Annotated in this window: 16 protein-coding genes; 7 read left to right on the top strand and 9 right to left on the bottom strand. The window is 51.3% G+C overall.

Annotated features, from left to right (window positions below; translation table 11 throughout):
* The first annotated feature begins 12 nt into the window (after window positions 1-12).
* The 3 genes from KYK14_RS15615 (at window position 13) to KYK14_RS15605 (ending at window position 2,490) form a co-directional block, all read left to right on the top strand.
* Window positions 13-672 carry an OmpH/Skp family outer membrane protein gene (locus tag KYK14_RS15615; protein WP_185282298.1) on the top strand — a complete coding sequence of 220 codons (660 nt, stop codon included), beginning with the start codon at window positions 13-15 and terminating at the stop codon, window positions 670-672.
* 65 nt (window positions 673-737) lie between these two features.
* The gene (locus tag KYK14_RS15610) at window positions 738-1,361 is read left to right on the top strand and encodes an OmpH/Skp family outer membrane protein (protein WP_185282299.1); all 624 of its coding nucleotides are present in this window, start codon (window positions 738-740) and stop codon (window positions 1,359-1,361) included.
* Window positions 1,362-1,437: 76 nt separating this feature from the next.
* Window positions 1,438-2,490, top strand: coding sequence for an RluA family pseudouridine synthase (locus KYK14_RS15605; protein WP_219160100.1), 1,053 nt, complete (start codon window positions 1,438-1,440; stop codon window positions 2,488-2,490).
* Between the two features lie 73 nt (window positions 2,491-2,563).
* Here KYK14_RS15605 and KYK14_RS15600 read toward each other — a convergent pair whose 3' ends face one another.
* The 8 genes from KYK14_RS15600 to mazG all read right to left on the bottom strand — a co-directional run bounded on the left by KYK14_RS15600 (window position 2,564) and on the right by mazG (window position 10,752).
* Window positions 2,564-4,183, bottom strand: coding sequence for a tetratricopeptide repeat protein (locus KYK14_RS15600; protein WP_185282301.1), 1,620 nt, complete (start codon window positions 4,181-4,183; stop codon window positions 2,564-2,566).
* Between the two features lie 37 nt (window positions 4,184-4,220).
* Entirely contained in the window at window positions 4,221-5,222 is a 1,002-nt protein-coding gene (locus tag KYK14_RS15595; protein WP_246601877.1) for a PstS family phosphate ABC transporter substrate-binding protein, read from the bottom strand.
* 371 nt (window positions 5,223-5,593) lie between these two features.
* Window positions 5,594-6,442 (bottom strand): energy transducer TonB, encoded by an 849-nt coding sequence (locus tag KYK14_RS15590; protein WP_219160098.1) that lies wholly within the window; start codon window positions 6,440-6,442, stop codon window positions 5,594-5,596.
* Window positions 6,443-6,707: 265 nt separating this feature from the next.
* Window positions 6,708-7,556, bottom strand: coding sequence for an energy transducer TonB (locus KYK14_RS15585; protein WP_243900176.1), 849 nt, complete (start codon window positions 7,554-7,556; stop codon window positions 6,708-6,710).
* Window positions 7,553-8,074 carry an ExbD/TolR family protein gene (locus KYK14_RS15580; RefSeq protein ID WP_185282303.1) on the bottom strand — a complete coding sequence of 174 codons (522 nt, stop codon included), beginning with the start codon at window positions 8,072-8,074 and terminating at the stop codon, window positions 7,553-7,555. The genes KYK14_RS15585 and KYK14_RS15580 overlap by 4 nt, the downstream gene beginning before the upstream one ends.
* Window positions 8,075-8,088: 14 nt before the next feature.
* Window positions 8,089-8,712, bottom strand: coding sequence for an ExbD/TolR family protein (locus KYK14_RS15575; RefSeq protein ID WP_185282304.1), 624 nt, complete (start codon window positions 8,710-8,712; stop codon window positions 8,089-8,091).
* A gap of 67 nt (window positions 8,713-8,779) precedes the next feature.
* Entirely contained in the window at window positions 8,780-9,652 is an 873-nt protein-coding gene (locus KYK14_RS15570) for a MotA/TolQ/ExbB proton channel family protein (protein ID WP_185282305.1), read from the bottom strand.
* 257 nt (window positions 9,653-9,909) lie between these two features.
* Window positions 9,910-10,752, bottom strand: coding sequence for a nucleoside triphosphate pyrophosphohydrolase (mazG, locus tag KYK14_RS15565; protein WP_219160096.1), 843 nt, complete (start codon window positions 10,750-10,752; stop codon window positions 9,910-9,912).
* 170 nt (window positions 10,753-10,922) lie between these two features.
* Between mazG and glmM the strand changes: the two genes are divergently transcribed.
* The 4 genes from glmM to KYK14_RS15545 all read left to right on the top strand — a co-directional run bounded on the left by glmM (window position 10,923) and on the right by KYK14_RS15545 (window position 15,162).
* The gene (glmM, locus tag KYK14_RS15560; RefSeq protein ID WP_185282307.1) at window positions 10,923-12,317 is read left to right on the top strand and encodes a phosphoglucosamine mutase; all 1,395 of its coding nucleotides are present in this window, start codon (window positions 10,923-10,925) and stop codon (window positions 12,315-12,317) included.
* 192 nt (window positions 12,318-12,509) lie between these two features.
* The gene (locus KYK14_RS15555; RefSeq protein ID WP_219160094.1) at window positions 12,510-13,676 is read left to right on the top strand and encodes a cysteine desulfurase family protein; all 1,167 of its coding nucleotides are present in this window, start codon (window positions 12,510-12,512) and stop codon (window positions 13,674-13,676) included.
* A 327-nt stretch (window positions 13,677-14,003) separates the two neighbouring features.
* On the top strand, window positions 14,004-14,648 hold the full coding sequence (locus KYK14_RS15550; protein ID WP_219160092.1) for a hypothetical protein: 645 nt from the start codon (window positions 14,004-14,006) through the stop codon (window positions 14,646-14,648).
* Window positions 14,649-14,676: 28 nt separating this feature from the next.
* Window positions 14,677-15,162: a PRC-barrel domain-containing protein gene (locus KYK14_RS15545; protein WP_219160090.1), complete on the top strand. Its 486-nt coding sequence runs from the start codon at window positions 14,677-14,679 to the stop codon at window positions 15,160-15,162.
* Between the two features lie 206 nt (window positions 15,163-15,368).
* Here the strand turns inward: KYK14_RS15545 and KYK14_RS15540 are convergent, their stop codons facing one another.
* Complete coding sequence (locus KYK14_RS15540) at window positions 15,369-16,292, bottom strand: sulfite exporter TauE/SafE family protein (protein ID WP_219160088.1); 924 nt, start codon at window positions 16,290-16,292, stop codon at window positions 15,369-15,371.
* Between the last annotated feature and the right edge of the window lie 217 nt (window positions 16,293-16,509).

Below are 16,509 nucleotides of genomic sequence, written 5' to 3'. Positions count from 1 at the left end.
ATCTTAGTTCGCATGAAAGCACTTCGGTATAGTTTGTCGGTGCTGACGTTGGTGATATTACTGGCGCCGACCGCACTGGCGCAAAAGTTTGGCTACGTCGACTCAGAATTTGTAATGGGTAAGATGCCGGCTTATGCTCAGGCGCAGCAGGAGCTGAACACCTTGTCGCAGAATTGGCAGAAGGATATCGAAGTGCAGAAGCAGGACCTGGATAAGATGTATCGAACGTACCGCGCCGAAGAAGTTCTACTAACGGAAACGCAGAAGAAGAAGCGTCAAGACGAGATTACTAAAAAGGAGCAGGACGTTCGGGCTTACCAAAACAAGATATTTGGTTACGAGGGCCAACTGTTCAAAAAGCGGCAGGAGCTAACTCGCCCTGTGCAGGACCAAGTGTTTGAGGCGGTGGAAAAAGTGGCGAAGAAAAAGCAGTTGGCTATTATCTTCGACAAATCCGGTGACCTAACCATGCTATATACCAATCCGGTGCACGACTATACGGAATTTGTTTTGGAGGAATTGGGTTTGGCTTCTGCGGACCGCAATCAGCCAGCGCAGTCGGGTGCTACGCGTACCGTAGAGCCACCGCAAACGCCTGCTAATAGCGCCGATGCCGAGCCTGGTACACCACAAGCAGCTCCTACCCGGACTGTGCCAACACGCCGACCGTAGCTAAAAAATTGAAATCCTTACCTTTGCCCTACTCAATCACTGAATTTTCCCTTTTAATGATCACCATGAACAAAATCCGCCTCGCCCTGGCTGCCGTTGTGCTCACTTTTGCTACGGCTACTTCCGCGTTGGCTCAGGCCCCGCTAAAGATCGGCTACACCAGTGTATCGTATGTGCTAGCCCAGATGCCCGAAAGCAAGCAGATTGAGTCACAGCTGAAGACTTATAGCTCGCAGTTGGAAGCGCAGTTGAAAACGAAATACACTGAGTATCAAACGAAAGGCGAGGCGTATCAGAAAGGTGCTAGCGCTATGTCTGATGTGGTGCGTGCTGACAAAGAAAAAGAGCTGCAAAATATACAGCAGTCTATCCAAGAGTTTCAGCGCAATGCCGACCAGAGCTTGCAGCAGCGTCAGCAGACCTTGCTAAAGCCCGCTCTCGACAAGCTGCAAAAGGCTATCGACGATGTCGCTAAAGAAAGCGGTTACACCTATGTGCTGAACTCAGACGGCGACAGCCCTGTACTGTTGCATGGTCCTGAAGAAGGTAATATCTCGGATTTGGTGTTGAAGAAAATGGGCATCACGCCGCCTGCTCCGGGCGCTGCACCTACTGCAGCCGCTACCCCAGCACCCGCTGCGTCTAAGCCTGCTGCAACGCCTGCCTCTTCGGGCAAAAAGAAGAAATAGTTAGCTTACCCATATAACAGAAAAGCCGGAACCCACAGGTTCCGGCTTTTCTGTTATATGCCCCTACCTTTGTGTTATGCTACCCTTGCCAGATGATGCCCTACCCATTCCGCCTGATGAGGACGAAGGTGGAGATGAACTTTACGAACACCACCGCATCCGGGCCGACAAAGGGCAGGAGCTGTTGCGGCTAGATAAGTTTCTGCTCAATCGCCTACCCAGTACGTCGCGTACCCGCATTCAGAATGCGATTAAGGCAGAAGCAGTGCAGGTGAATGACAAGCCGGCCAAAGCCAATTATCGCGTAAAACCGCTAGATGTGGTGACCGTGACGCTCCCCGAACCGCCTCGCGAGTTCAAGGTGGTGCCCGAGTCCATGGAGCTGGATATTCGCTACGAGGATGAGTCGCTACTATTGGTAAACAAGCCAGCCGGGATGGTGGTGCACCCAGCTTTCGGTAATTGGAACGGAACGCTAGTCAATGGCTTGGCCTACCATCTGCACAACTTACCTACTGGGCGCAACGGCGAAATCCGACCAGGCCTAGTGCATCGCATCGATAAGGATACATCCGGGTTGCTAGTGGTTGGTAAGTCTGAATGGGCCATGACACACTTGTCGCAGCAATTCTTTCACCATACCATCGAGCGCACGTATTTGGCGTTGGTGTGGGGTATACCTAAAGAGCCAGAAGGAACGATTACGGGACATATAGGCCGCAGCCTGAAAGACCGCAAGGTGCAGGCTGTGTACCCCGACGGCGACCAAGGCAAACATGCCGTGACGCATTATAAGGTATTGCGCACTTACCGACACGTAGCCCTGCTGCAATGCAACCTCGAAACAGGCCGCACGCACCAGATTCGAGCGCATATGAAACATATTGGTCACCCGCTGTTTTCAGATGCCACCTATAGCGGTGATAAGGTGCTTTATGGTCAACGTACAGGAGCGTACAAAGCGTTTGTCGAAAAGGCTTTCACCTTGATGCCACGGCAGGCTTTACACGCTAAATCACTGGGTTTTGTGCATCCCGTTTCAGGAGCTCCCATGCAGTTTGAAGTAGAGCTGCCTACCGATTTTGCTAATGTGCTGGCCGCGTGGGAAGAGTACGTTACCGAAGAATAGACAACTTGGTATTAAAGCAAAACAGCCCGCTGTCATTTTTGACAGCGGGCTGTTTGGTATTACAACCTGTATGCTATTTACGAGCAGTCTTAGCGCCCGAGATGCTGTTTACAGCAGTCTTGGCTTGGTTGTCGTTCGGGTCGATGGCTAGAGCTGCCTGCCAGTATGGTAGGGAAGCGGCTTTGTCGCCCTTCTGGTAGTAATAATAACCCAGATATTTGTTCGCCGTCAACACTTCGTTCTTGTAACGAGCAGCATCTTCAGGATTTGCCTTCATCATCTCCAAGAACTTCTCGTAATGCGGCTTGGCCTTGCCTTCTGTGGAGTTAGGGTCAAGGTTAGAGTTCACGCGAGCCCGCATCAAATAACCAGCAGCGTACTCAGGGCGGGCAGTTAACACGCCAGCGTAGAGGCTATCAGCTTCTGCATACTGCTTGTTGTACTCATATGCATTAGCCAAACGGATTTGGTCCGTTAGCTCAGCGCTACCATTTGCCTTAATTTGGTTGGCAATTTTGGTCTTATAGGTAGCCACTGCCATTGGGTAATCCTTCTTGGTCAGGTAGGCCTGGGCCAAGTCATTTTGTAGGTCACCGGCTTTCTGAGGGTCCATTTCGATACCCTTTTTGATGGAGGCAATACCCTCATCAAATTTATTTGCGGCTACCTGCATTTTGCCCAGATATACATAGTCATCAGCAATCAGCTTGTTAGCCGGCACCAGCGACATGTATTTCTGCATGGCTGCCATGGCCTCCTCGTTCTTCTTATCCTCGTAGAGCGAGTAAGCAACTAGGCGGTTCATAGCCACATTCTTGGGGTCAACCGCCAATACTTTCTGGGCTTCCGTAACAGTTTCCGGATACTTCTTGGTCAGAAACAAGAAAGCAGCATACGTTGCGTTAGTTTGAGGCGTCCGCTCAGCCCGATCGATATACTTCTGGAACGTCTGCAAAGCCAGATCATACTGACCAGCGTAATAATACGTCTCGGCCAGATCGCGGTAAGCAGGAGCGTAGTTCGGATCGAGGCTGATAGCCTTTTCGAAGGCCGTACGGGCTTCGTTATAGTTCCGGGCGCGTACGTTCAACTGACCTTGACGGTAGTAAGCCTGTACGTTGTTAGGGTCGGCTAGAAGCGCACGAGCATAGCTACCCGATGCGTTACCACCACCTTCAGCCGTTTTCAGGTAGATATCACCACGGGCTACCATCAACGCGGGCGTATCCTTTTCTTTGTTGGCTTTGTGCGCAGCTTCCACATAAGTCAGCGCCTTGGTGATGTTCTTCTCGTCCGACTCAGCGTAGGCCTGGGCAATTTTGGTGAGGATATCAGCATCCTTGCCCTTGGTTTTCTTAACGGCTTCGTCGAAACGCGCCTCCGCTTCCGTGGTCTTGCCTTGTGCCAATGCGGCCCGACCAGCAGCTACCATCGATAGTGCAGATTTGGGGTCGTTGGCGCCTTTGTTGAAATAATAAGCCGCCGAGTCTGGCATATCGCGGAACTGGTACAAACGACCAAGCTCGTAATTTGCTTCAGGAGACTGTGGCTGGCGCAACAGATCGGCACGAGCCTGTCCGTAGCGCTCAAGTTCAATGGCTTTCTGCGCGCTCTGCACATTTTGGGCAACAGCAGAAGAGCCATATACCGACAAAGCAGCGAGAAGAGAAAGCTTCCAGGGCTTGAGAGTCATAAATCAAAAATTTGGTGAAAGGGCGAAGGATACGCAGCTATTGAGCTGCGGTATTTACAATTCGAGTTTGTCCAATGGCCGGCACTAATCCTGATTTCAAGATAATGAGCTGACCTTTAGAACCTGCTACAAAAGCAACCAAGCCTTTGCCTAGGCCTGTGCGGGCATCGCGGCTGATAACATACAAATTGCGGCGCAACGGATACGTTTTCAGTGCTAAGTAAGCTTGGTAGGGCTGAAGATAGTCATCTGGGTTGGCCGACGCTTTGGGGGCGATGGCGGCTACTCGAATCTTATCTAAAAAGTTTTCTACAGTTTTATCATCCCGGTCGCTGATCCAATTAGCGCCTATTACGCCGATTGCGTTTGGATGACTAGCAACGTAGTCAATCAGGGCAGGGTTCGATTTAGAAGCATAAATCTTCGAAGTCAGTGCCGCGCCGCGGGTGATGGAATCCTGTACAAAGCGGGTGGTACTCGAGCGGTTAGCATCAAAAACCACGTTGATATCACTCAACGTTTTTTTACCGCTTATCTGGTCCCAACGTGTGGTTTTGCCCGTGAATATGTCCCGCAGCTGATCCATGGTTAGCAGCGTATCTGGGTTAGATGGGTGCAGAATAATGGCCAAGCCATCGGTTCCTACCCGTACAACCTCCGGAACGATCTTGTCTTTATTCAAGGTAGCACGCTCGTCAGCTGTCAGCTCACGCGATAGTACTACCACCCGCGAGCGGTTAGCTAGTAGGTCCTCTACTGCATCTTGTTCAGGCTTATAGCTCGAGGTAATTTTAGCATACTGGTAGAGTTCCTGAAACGTGTCGGTCTCGGCCTTCATAATAGGCTGAAACGTTTCATCTACACTAATGGTGAGCTTGCCAGAGGTAGGCGTATCGTTCACCTCCAGTTCGCCCTTCTCATTAGGTCGGTTGCAACTCGCTGCCAAACCAGCCAGAGCTACTATTCCCCCCAGCACCCAACGGCTAGCGCGCATCATTATCATAGGTTTTTTGAAAGTGCTGACGATAAATCCGGACAAATCTAATAATTCCGTAAAATATGAATACTCCCCCCAATATTCGGCGCGGTCCTAATGGCAGATTGAAGGCGCCATTAGGTGCTGCAACCAAGTAAACACCAAGGCCGAAGTAAATAACGGCCATGAGCAATAAAAAGTATCGGGTGAGAGAAGACGAAGAAGTGGAGCGGCCCAGCCGCTCTTCCGTGGTAGGGCGATGCATATTTAAAAGATGTAAGCGAAAGGAGTTTTTATTTTTTTAACGTTAAAAGGAAGGGATTTTGTTCGTTTTGTGCGCGTCAGCTCCTTTTGGGAACGGCAACTAAAACCAAAAAACAGTCAACGGAAACCCCGTTGACTGTTTCTGACCGCTAGTATATAGGAAAATATGATTACTCGTATCGAAAAGTAATGGGCATGGTATACCGCACGGGTACTGTATGGCTGTTCTGACGGCCGGGCGTCCAAGCTGGCATCTTGCGTATGACGCGCATCGCCTCCTCGTCTGTTCCGTAGCCTAGGCCTTTCACAATCTCTACGTTCGTGATAGAACCATCCGTATTCACCACAAACGATACGTACACCTTGCCGGCAACATTGTTTGATAACGCTTGGGTAGGGTAATGCAGATTCTTCTGCATAAACTTCCGCAAAGCATCAGGCCCACCAGCAAATTCAGGCATTACCTCCGCGTGTATAAAGGGTTGGGCCGGTGGTGCGGCCACGGTGGTGCCGGAGTCGCTGACGCCAGTAGTAGCGTTACCAGTAGCTCCTATCTTACCTGCGGCACTACCCCCTATTTCACCTACACGTTCAACATCACCAAGTATACCGTCGTTAAGCGTAGTAGGCGGCGTTGCTTTTATAGGCCCTATTTTCGCCTGTTCGTCGGGCACTACGTGGGTAGGTACCTCTTCTTGTATAGGTGTTACTACTACCGGCGCAGGGGGCGCTACCGTTGCTTCAATCTGCTCTGCTGGCGGTGGCAAAACCACATCTACTAGTTTCAGCCCTCCATCCTCCAGGGCAGGGGGGAGGATAGTCGCAATGGTGGTGGGCCATATCTTATTTACCAGTAGCGGAACGCTCACCAGCAATAAGAACAGTGAGAAGGCAATAAGGGCGGCCCGCGTCAGGTGCTGATGATACAGCCGCCGAAGCACAAAAGCACCATAAGCTTTGTTACGGCCTTCGAAGACAATATCATCGAGGGTAGCGGTAGGGAGATGTAGGGTATTCATGGGCAGAGGGGTTAAATGGTGAAAACCGTGTCCGTAATGCGCATTACCCAAGCAGGTTACAGCCAATTGCTAGTAGTGCTCTGCTTTCATCTCCTCAACGGTAGCTATCTGAGAAATTGTATATATAAGCTTTGCATTTTTTTGAAAGAGTAACATACAAAAGGAATTTGTACAGATTGTCAAAACAGCTTCAGGTAGAAATAGAAAACCCGAACCGAGCAATGCTCAGTTCGGGTTTTCTATTTCTACCTGAAGCTGTTGAAGCTTACTTGATAGCGAAGGTTACTGGTACAGTAAACGATACGCTTACGTTCCGACCGTTCTGTTTACCTGGAGTCCATTTCGGTAGGCCTTTGATAACCCGCATTGCTTCTTCGTCGCAACCGGCACCAATACCTTTTTGGATTTTAACCCCAGAAATAGAGCCGTCCGGACCTACTACGAAGTTCACGAATACTTTGCCTTCTACCTGGTTGCGCAATGCCATAGCGGGATACTTAATGTTTTTCCCGATGTATTGCAGCAGAGCGCCCATACCGCCTGGAGGCTCTGGCATCTGCTCCACGTAGTTGTATACCTTGGTATCAATTACCTCTTTCACTGGCTCTTTGCCAGTACCACCTTCAATACCGTTCAGGTCTGGTGGTGGCGGTACGTCTGTGGTGCCTTTGACCGTTTCCGTCGAAATGGTTGTCGTCGACAGCTTATCAACGTCTGGCACTTCTTCCACCTTGCGTACTTCCTCGTCGCGTTTTACCACGGGAGGCGTAAACTTGATCGTCGAAACGACTGGTGGCGGTGGTGGTGGCGCCTGAGGTGGTGGCGGTGGTGGCGGTGGCGGTGGCGGTGTAGCCGGATTAAGTGGTGGCGGCGCCATCAACTCTACGGTCTGTAGATTTTTCGGTGCTTCCACTACTTCCTCTTCAGGCTTTAGCAGATTCGCAATTGTCGGAATACTCACGGCAAAAGCAAAGAAAGCAACGGCAATCAACAGCGCCCGGGTAACGTGCTTGTTATACAAGCCGCGGAGCACATAGGCTCCATAAGCCTTGTTGCGACCCTCAAAAACGATGTCGTTGAGAGAAGCCTTGGCCAGTTGTGCGTTATCCATCATAGCCCTGAGCCTTTAATTAAGTCCTGATCATTCGTCGAAATCTCCATCAGGGCATATTTTTTCTGTCCCGTGATGTTCATTTCATCCAGAATATCCACCATGTTTTTATACGTGGAGGTATCATCTGGCTTAATCATCACCACTACATTCGGATTACGCTGCTTACGCTCGAACAATACCTTGCGGATGCCATCAGCACTGAAATCCGAAGACTTCAAGTCCGGCTTCACATTGTTATCTAGCAGGCCATCATAATAGTAGATCTTGTTGTCCCCACCGAGAAGAACAGTGAAAGCATTGGACGCTTTCAGTTCCGTTTTCTCTCGCTCATCTCTGATCTTTGCAGGCATGTTCAGCTCCATGACGGTAGGCTTGCTGAACGTAGAGGTGAGCATGAAGAAGGTAAGTAGCAGGAAGGCCAAATCTACCATAGGGGTCATATCGATTTTAGTCGACATTTTTTTGGCCCGCTTCTTACCTCCGCCACCGGAGTCGGCTTTTTGTTGTATTTCTGCCATGTTTCTAAGGTCGGTTAGTTTCCAGCTACCGGCTTACCTTCCAAGTCGGTAATCAGATTGAAAGTGTTGATATCCTTATCCTGCAGAAGCTTAATGACTTTCAATACGGTGGGTACGTCGGCAGCACCATCGCCACGAATGGCGATATAAGCGGGCTTGTTAAAGGCTTTGTACTCAGCCCGCTGCGCAGCAGTCACCCATTCAATTAGCTGGTTATTAACCGAGTCAATGGGAACACCGGGCTGCGATGCCTTCTGACGCTCCTCACTGGAGAGGTTCAGCAGACCAGGCAATTGCTGCACAGGTACTCCGAAGCTCGCCAAACCAGTGAAGCGTTTAGCTTGCTCTGCCGTGAAACCCACGCTGTACTTCGCACCTACGGTAGCCAACAGATCCTCTTTCACCTTCGCATCATCTAACCCGAAAAATACGCGCTTGTCCTTGTCAATGGAGATAACCATTACATGGCTCTCGGGCAAACGAATCTCGGAGATGGAAGCAGGAGTATCTACTACTACGTCTTCTTGCGGCGCAAACTTAGCCGTGAGCATGAAGAAAGTCACCAGCAGGAATGCCAAGTCCACCATCGGAGTCATATCCAACGAGGGGGACGTTCTGTGAGGTTTTACTTTAGGCATTGCTGAAAGTGTTAGTTAGCAAAATTCAAAACGTTAAGAAACTATGCTTTAGTGCGTAAACCGCAACTTAAGCAGGATAAGTTTCCGTTTCGCCGTGTTGCGAAGCAAACGTTTGAATAATGCTGAATCCTGCTTCGTCGATGCTGTAAGTAAGAACGTCGATTTGGCTAGTGAAGTAGTTGTAGGCAATGATGGCCAGAGCCGAGGTACCGATACCCAGCGCCGTGTTGATCAAGGCTTCCGAGATACCCGTCGAGAGAGCAGCGGTGTCAGGAGCACCAGCGTTAGCCAGAGCCGAGAAAGCGCGAATCATACCGAATACCGTACCCAGCAGACCTACCAGGGTAGCAACCGAAGCAATGGTCGAGATGATAACCAAGTTTTTCTCCAGCATAGGCAGTTCCAGAGCCGTCGATTCTTCGATTTCTTTCTGAATCGACAGGATTTTCTGGTCTTTGTCCATGCCACGCTCGCGGGCCATTTCCTGGTACTTCAGCAAGCCCGACTTCACTACGTTCGCTACCGAGCCTTTCTGCTGGTCGCACACGGCAATAGCACCTGCGATGTCATTCACGTTCAGCTTCTGGCGGATCGAACGCACAAAGCTTTCGATGCTCTTGGAGCCTTTGGCTTTGCCAATGGTCAGGAAACGCTCAATCGAGAAGGTGATAACCAAAATGAGCAGCGTCAGCAGCACCGGTACAATAATACCACCGGCGTATATGGTGCCCATGTAGTTACCGGGCAAGGGTAGGTTCTCGTTGTTGCCGCCTTGGAAGTTGGACGGGTTACCGAAGACGAATTTGTAAATAATGACAGCAACTACAAAAGCCAGCGGAATAACGATGGCGGCGAACGCAGAGCCGCCTTTTGCTTCACCCTTGGGGGCAGCGGGAGCGGCAGGCCGCACGTTCTTGTTCGTGGCATTCTTTTGTTCCATTGTTCCGGAAAATTAGGGGAGGTTGGTGAAAGGTTGAAAATGTAAAACGTTTGGGTCAGTTAAAAAAAATATAGTTAAAAGTGTCGTTCATCTAAGTGTTGGCTCAAAAATTGACGGAAAGAAGTAGAGCTGTTATTCGCACGTAGTTTCCTTCTTACAAGGGCAACATAGCCTTGGCAAACCTAATGAAAAAGGAATAGGTAGCCAAAAGAAAAATGCGTTTAAACGGTCTGAAAAGGCTTGAGGCTTAAAAAAATCTATTCCTGGTTTGTGGAATCAGCAGCAAAAGATAGAGCTTTTTTAGCTGTCTCCCAATACACGTCCATTTCAGGTAGGGTCAAATCAGCTAGCTGATGCCCATCGTGAGCTGCCGCCGATTCCAGAAACTGGAAGCGCTGGATGAATTTCCGGTTGGTACGTTCAAGAGCCTCTTCAGGGTTTATGCCGGCGAAGCGGGCAAAGTTGACCAAGGAGAACAGTAGGTCGCCAAACTCTTGAGCAGCACGCTCCTGGCGAGCTGTATCTATGGTGTCAATGGCCGAATATTCTTCGCCGAACTCCCGCAATTCTTCCTGAACCTTCTCCCAAACCTGCTCAGGCCGCTCCCAGTCGAAGCCAGCGCCGCGCGCTTTTTCCTGGATGCGCATGGCCTTTACCAAAGCAGGAAGAGATACGGGAACGCCGCCTAGTACCGACGTATTGCCTTTTTCCTTCAATTTCAGCTGCTCCCAGTTGCGCTTCACGTCCTCCTCCGTGTCGGCCTTAGTGTCACCATAGATATGCGGATGACGGAAAATAAGTTTTTCGCATTGGGCATTCAGGACATCAGCAATGTCAAACTGACTCGTTTCGGAAGCTATTTTGGCATAAAAGAGTAAGTGAAGCATGACGTCGCCTAACTCTTTGCGCACGTCGGGGAGGTCGTTGCGTAGAATGGCGTCGCTCAGCTCGTAAGTTTCTTCTATTGTTAGGTGCCGTAGCGTTTGCATCGTTTGCTTACGGTCCCACGGGCACTCGGCACGCAAGCGGTCAAGCACATCGAGTAAACGGCCGAAAGCAGCTAGTTGGGCCGCACGAGCAGAGGAAGAAGTAGTATCCATTCAGCCAAATATACAAAGACATTCTGCTTCGTTGCCGTATAAGGGGTAGACGGCGACTCTATTTATATGTGCTGATTACGCCGAATGCAACCTGGCACATCACGCAAGTACTTTAGGGAAAGCAGCCACTATTTTCTACTTTTGCGCACTTTAAAAACGAACCCGTACTCGTGGCACTTATCAAATCTATTTCAGGCATTCGCGGCACTATTGGCGGTGCTCCCGGTGAAGGCTTGACACCCATTGACGTAGTGAAATACGCCGCTGCTTTTGGCACCTGGATGCTGGCTAACTCTTCTCAGACTACTATTGTAATTGGCCGCGATGCTCGCTTGTCAGGCGATATAGTGAGCAAACTGGTAGCTGCTACTCTCCAAGGACTGGGTATTGATGTATTAGATCTGGGGCTGAGCACAACGCCTACCGTTGAAATGGCCGTGCCGGCCAAACAAGCTGGAGGCGGTATCATTCTCACCGCTTCGCATAACCCTAAGCAGTGGAATGCGCTGAAGCTATTAAATCAAAAAGGCGAATTCATTTCGGATACAGAAGGGCAGCAGGTATTGGCCCTAGCTGACATGGAAGCGTTTGACTTTGCGCCTGTCACTAAACTTGGTAACTACAGCACCGACGATACCTTCCTGCAAACGCACATTGATGCCGTACTGGCTCTGCCGCAGGTAGACGTAGAAGCAATCCGTGCGAAAAACTTCCGGGTGGTAGTAGATGCCGTGAACTCAACGGGCGGTATTGCCGTGCCGCAACTGCTGGAAGCGCTGGGGGTAGAGAAAGTAGAAAAGCTATTCTGCGAACCTACCGGCGATTTTGCGCACAACCCAGAGCCCCTACCTGAAAACCTGCGTGATATAGCCAAAGTGCTGTCGCGCGGCGGCTTCGACTTGGGCATTGTGGTTGACCCCGATGTAGATCGGCTAGCATTGGTGTGCGAAAACGGCGAGATGTTTGGCGAAGAGTATACACTAGTTGCCGTAGCCGATTATTTGCTGAAAGAAAATGGCGGTGGCAATACGGTGAGCAATCTGAGTAGCACCCGTGCCCTGCGCGATGTGACCGAGAAACACGGCGGTACCTACGCCGCTGCTGCCGTAGGTGAGGTGAACGTGGTGAACAAGATGAAGGAAACCAACGCGCTGATTGGCGGCGAGGGCAACGGGGGGATCATCCTACCCGAGCTACACTACGGTCGCGATGCGTTGGTAGGCATTGCGCTTTTCCTGACGCACTTGGCTAAAACAGAAATGACGATGACCCGGCTGCGGGCGTCTTATCCCAATTACTTCATTTCGAAAAATAAGATCGAGCTAACGCCTGATATCGATACCGACCAAGTGCTGGTGCAGATGCAGGAGCGTTACGCCAAGCATCCTATCAACACGATTGACGGAGTGAAAATCGAGTTTGATAAAGAGTGGGTACACCTACGCAAATCGAATACCGAGCCGATTATCCGCATCTACGCCGAATCGGAATCGAACGCCACTGCTGACCACTTGGCCAATAAAATTATTGGCGACATTAAGGAGATTATTTCTCAAAAGGCGTAGTTTTTCCCGAAACCATATGCAAGTCACTTGTTTGTTTTGTTGTTGTACCGCCTGCTGGCATGCTACAGTAACAGCTAATTGTGTGGCTGTGTGAGTGAAGGATTCCGGGACCCACGCCGGAATCCTTTATTTTTATATACCCGTTGCGGCTACACGTGCTACGTGTAGTCCTTACGTAACCCCTCTGCTACTATGGCGCTTGCTTCTGCTACCCCTACCACCGTTTATTTCGATAATGCTGCTACTACGCCGCTCGACCCCGAGGTGCTGGAAGCAATGCTGCCATTTATGCGTGAGTTTTACGGCAACCCCAGCAGCATTCATAGTCATGGGCGCAAGGTGCGGGCAGTGCTAGAAAATGCTCGCAAGACTATTGCGCACCTGATCAATGCTGCGCCTGCTGAAATTACGTTTACCTCAGGAGGCACCGAGGCAGATAATTATGCCATCTTCGGCAGCATCCAAACGCTGGGGCTAACGCGGGCTATTACGTCGCCGTTGGAACATCATGCGGTGTTGCATCCGTTGCAAGCACTGGAAAAATCAGGCGCCATTACGCTCCACTACGTGCAGCACGACGCACTAGGTACGTTGAATCTGGCGCATTTGGAAGAGCTGTTGGCCGGGCAGCCCCGCGCCCTGGTCAGTCTGATGCACGGCAACAATGAGGTAGGCAATCTTAATGACGTGCAGGCTATTTCCGATATCTGCCGGCAGCACCAAGCTGTATTTCATACCGATACGGTGCAAACCATGGGGCACTACCGCCACGATGTGCAGCAGCTAAAGCCCCATTTTCTAGTTGGGTCAGCCCATAAGTTTCATGGGCCGAAAGGGGTAGGGTTTGTATACCGCAATCCGGAGTTGCAGGTGAGGCCGCTTATCCATGGGGGCTCGCAGGAGCGGAACGTGCGGGCCGGTACTGAGAATGTGTATGGTATTGTGGGGCTAGCTAAAGCATTGGAAATTGCCTACCGTGACATGGCTGCGCACCATCAGCATATCCAAGGCCTGAAAGATCGGTTTATCGAAAAGCTACGGGCGGGGATTGATGACGTGCAGTTCAACGGCCACTCCGCAGAAGCCGACAGAAGCCTGTATACAGTGCTGAACGTGAGCTTGCCACCGTCCGAACTAAACGAGATGTTGCTGTTCAACCTCGACATCAACCGTGTGTCGGTATCGGGTGGCTCGGCGTGTACTAGCGGGGCCAATGCGGGTTCACACGTACTCACGGCTATGAACTGCGACCCGAACCGCGGCGCCATTCGCTTCTCTATGAGCAAGTACAATACACCTGAGGAGGTTGATTATGCGGTAGCGCAATTAGCGAAAATGTATCACCGCGAAGCAGTGTAGCTCTTTCGTAATATTCCACCTTGAAGGCTTGGTTATTGTATAATGCTAGCCTGACTGTCACGCCCTACCTCGTCACAGAATGTTTCAGACGGATAGCGGCAGAAGGCCGCTTGTTGCGCCGTTGTCGCAACCAAAACAATATACGCACAGTGGTATACCAACTGGAGCGTCATTTCAGGCTGTGCAGTAGATATACTCGCTGTTACCTATTTTATCCCGCTACCCATTGTACAAGCGTAGGCGAGAAACGGTAGAGTAAGGTGTATGGATAGTACCCATTTTTGCCGGTATGCGTACTTCAGTGCGTGCTCACTTTTATTCGCTCTCATGGCTGAAATCAATATCCAACGCAAGAAGTCTTCTCCCAGCCCATGGCTATTGGTTATTTTGGTAGCGCTGGCGCTGGCCGTGGCTGGCTACTTTATTTTTCGGAACGACACGGAGGCAACTCCAGCGCCACCAGTAGTTAGTGACGGAGCTTCTACCCCCGCCGACCTGAACGCTAGCAGAGCTATGCCAGCCTCCGATGAGCAGGCCGTAGCCGATATGGCTGCCACCGAATTGCCGCCTACCCCCGACGAGCTGGAAGCCTACGCCGCTACCGACCCTGCGCAACCGGAATATGCCCGGGAGGGTCTGCGCATGTTCACGGCAGCGCTGGTGCGCATGGCCGACCGCACCGAATTTCGTGACCCAAACGTGAACGAGCAGCGTGACCAGTTGACCAGCGCCACAGCTCGCATTGACGAAGAGGGCACCAGCCTGCGCCCTGGTTTTCTGGCGGTGGCCTCGCTGTTGAAAGCTATGCAACAAAAAGCCTACCCCGACGAAGAGTTTGCTGCTAACGACCTCGGCCTACAAGCCAGCCAGTTCAGCGGCCGCACTGGCACGGCGCAGGAGCGCGAGTGGGTGCAGAATTTTTTCCGGCACGCCGCCCAGCTCATGAAAACGATGAACGGACCCACCTCGTAGGCCGAAGCAACTAAACGAAACATCCGAGATGGAAACTACCTCTACGCCCGTGCCCTCGGGCCAGCACATGCACCTACGCCGTCTGCGCGACCTAACCGAGTTTGAGGTGGCCGACGGCAACCCCGACGTGCGCGGATGGTCGGTACGCGGTGGCGACGGCAAAAAGTTTGGCGACGTGTACGAGTTAATTGTGGAGGTGGAAACCCTGAAGGTGCGCTACCTCGATGTGGAGTTGGATGCCTCGTTGCAGGTCAATAAATGGGAGCGGCACATTTTGCTACCCATTGGGGTAGCAGCTATTGATGAGGACGCCGATAATGTGTTCGTGCCATCGCTCACCATAGAAACGGTGCTGGAATATCCTCCTTATACCGAAATTCAGATTACGCGGGAGTATGAAGAAGCTATGCTGCGTAGTCTGAAGCTGGGGTTGCCGCAGCATACCAGCAGCAATTTCTACGATCAGCCTTCTTATAGCGACGAGCAGTTTTATGCTAATCGTCGGCCAAGATGAAAAAGGTGAAGTGGTGAGTTTGTGAAGTTGAGAAGTTGAAATAAAAGAGCTTCTGTCATCCTGAGCTTGCGAAGGACCTTCTGCCAGTTAAACGACCATCGTAACAACGACTCGTTCACACGTAACAAGGTCCTTCGCAAGCTCAGAATGACAGAAGCTCTTTTATTTCAACTTCTCAACTTCACAAACTCACCACTTCACCATTTCTAAAATACCAGCTTCCGCAGAGTCCAGAGGCTCCAGAAAATTACCATCAGCCCTACCCCGATAAACATGCCGCGGATGGGAATACGGCCGGCCAGCCGGGCCGCGAAGGGTGCTGCCGAAACGCCGCCTACGATCAGGCCCAGCACAATCTGCCAATGTGTGACGCCTAGAGTAGCAAAAAAGGTGAGGGCACTGGCAAAGGTTACAAAGAACTCGGTAAGGCTTACTGAGCCAATGACATACTGGGGCGTACGGCCGTTGGCGATGAGCGTGCTAGTAACTAGTGGTCCCCAGCCGCCACCACCAAACGAGTCGAGGAAGCCGCCGGCGCCGGCCAGCCAGCCTGCATGCTTCACTTTTTTGCGGCGGTCGGCGGCCTGTTTGAAGGCTTTGCTGATAATGCGAATGCCCAATAGCAGCAGGTATACCGCTAACACCGGTTTGATCCAGTTGGCATAATGCTCTCCAAAATACGTGAGCAGCAGTGCCCCGCTCACCGAGCCTAGAATGCCAGGAATTAGCAGAGCTTTGAATAGGCGGCGGTTGACGTTGCCTGCTTTGTAGTGGCTGAAGCCCGAAGCGCCGCTGGCAAACATTTCGGCCGTGTGAATGCTGGCACTCACGGCAGCCGGATTCAGGTTCATCGACATCAGGCTAATGGCCGTAACCACGCCGTAGCCCATACCCAGTAGCCCATCAATCAGCTGTGCTCCGAAGCCGATGGCAACGAAAATGTAGAACGTTTTGGATGTGCTCAGAAACGTCCACACCGACTGCTGAGCAAAATAGGTTGCGGAAAAGTGCAGAATCAGCAGGAGCGCGCCGGCTGCCAGTGCACCTAGTGCCAGACGACGCCACCACGCCATACCCGCCGTTGGAGGGGCTGGTTTAGGGGGCGTGTAAGCAGCATGGGAAGAGTCCATTGGATGAGTAATCAGGTGTAGGTTGTGGTCAGTTGCGAGTGAGAATATATCTGTCATCCTGAGTGCAGCGAAGGACCTTATTGCAGTGGAACGAGTCGTTGCTACGCTAGTCGTTCTGCCGTGATAAGGTCCTTCGCAAGCTCAGGATGACAGATATATTCTCACTCGCAACTGAATTAAGCGTGGAAATCCAAGCCTTGCACGGTGGCGGTCACGT

Origin of the sequence: Hymenobacter profundi (assembly GCF_019334315.1) — a bacterium.
GTDB classification, from domain to species: domain Bacteria; phylum Bacteroidota; class Bacteroidia; order Cytophagales; family Hymenobacteraceae; genus Hymenobacter; species Hymenobacter profundi.
The sequence above is the reverse complement of the archived record's forward strand: the minus strand, read 5'-3'. Positions and strand labels throughout refer to the sequence as shown.

Excerpts from the sequence above, each read along its gene's own strand:
- KYK14_RS15555 (WP_219160094.1), top strand. The coding sequence starts at position 12,510 with ATGGCGCTTGCTTCTGCTACCCCTACCACCGTTTATTTCGATAATGCT.
- KYK14_RS15580 (WP_185282303.1), bottom strand. The coding sequence starts at position 8,074 with ATGGCAGAAATACAACAAAAAGCCGACTCCGGTGGCGGAGGTAAGAAG.
- KYK14_RS15600 (WP_185282301.1), bottom strand. The coding sequence starts at position 4,183 with ATGACTCTCAAGCCCTGGAAGCTTTCTCTTCTCGCTGCTTTGTCGGTA.
- KYK14_RS15590 (WP_219160098.1), bottom strand. The coding sequence starts at position 6,442 with ATGAATACCCTACATCTCCCTACCGCTACCCTCGATGATATTGTCTTC.
- KYK14_RS15605 (WP_219160100.1), top strand. The coding sequence starts at position 1,438 with ATGCTACCCTTGCCAGATGATGCCCTACCCATTCCGCCTGATGAGGAC.
- KYK14_RS15615 (WP_185282298.1), top strand. The coding sequence starts at position 13 with ATGAAAGCACTTCGGTATAGTTTGTCGGTGCTGACGTTGGTGATATTA.
- KYK14_RS15610 (WP_185282299.1), top strand. The coding sequence starts at position 738 with ATGAACAAAATCCGCCTCGCCCTGGCTGCCGTTGTGCTCACTTTTGCT.
- KYK14_RS15585 (WP_243900176.1), bottom strand. The coding sequence starts at position 7,556 with ATGATGGATAACGCACAACTGGCCAAGGCTTCTCTCAACGACATCGTT.
- KYK14_RS15545 (WP_219160090.1), top strand. The coding sequence starts at position 14,677 with ATGGAAACTACCTCTACGCCCGTGCCCTCGGGCCAGCACATGCACCTA.
- KYK14_RS15570 (WP_185282305.1), bottom strand. The coding sequence starts at position 9,652 with ATGGAACAAAAGAATGCCACGAACAAGAACGTGCGGCCTGCCGCTCCC.
- mazG (WP_219160096.1), bottom strand. The coding sequence starts at position 10,752 with ATGGATACTACTTCTTCCTCTGCTCGTGCGGCCCAACTAGCTGCTTTC.
- KYK14_RS15575 (WP_185282304.1), bottom strand. The coding sequence starts at position 8,712 with ATGCCTAAAGTAAAACCTCACAGAACGTCCCCCTCGTTGGATATGACT.
- KYK14_RS15540 (WP_219160088.1), bottom strand. The coding sequence starts at position 16,292 with ATGGACTCTTCCCATGCTGCTTACACGCCCCCTAAACCAGCCCCTCCA.
- KYK14_RS15550 (WP_219160092.1), top strand. The coding sequence starts at position 14,004 with ATGGCTGAAATCAATATCCAACGCAAGAAGTCTTCTCCCAGCCCATGG.